Genomic DNA, 271 nt, shown 5'->3' on the forward strand with positions numbered 1-271 from the left:
TGGCCATCGACGCGGGGCACTCCGTCGATATGGGCTACATGCAGGTCAACAGTACCAACCTTAAATCGCTCGGCTACACCGTCGAAGATATGTTCGACACTTGCAAGAACCTCGCAGCCGGTGCGCGAGTTCTGACCGCGTTCTACAGCAACGCGCTGCCGAAATATCCGAACGAACAGGCCGCACTCCGGGCGGCCCTGTCCGCCTACAACACGGGCGATTTCAACAAGGGTTTTTTGAACGGCTACTTGGCCCGCTACGGCGTCGGCCA

The 271-nt window shown here is 59.0% G+C and carries 1 protein-coding gene; it reads left to right on the top strand.

Annotated elements, in window-relative coordinates; all coding sequences use genetic code 11:
* Positions 1 to 271, top strand: a 271-nt coding sequence (locus tag HMPREF2886_RS31935; RefSeq protein WP_139148438.1) for a transglycosylase SLT domain-containing protein, incomplete at both ends; no start/stop codon positions are given.

Origin of the sequence: Pseudomonas sp. HMSC066A08, from assembly GCF_001813025.1 — a bacterium.
GTDB lineage: Bacteria > Pseudomonadota > Gammaproteobacteria > Pseudomonadales > Pseudomonadaceae > Pseudomonas > Pseudomonas aeruginosa.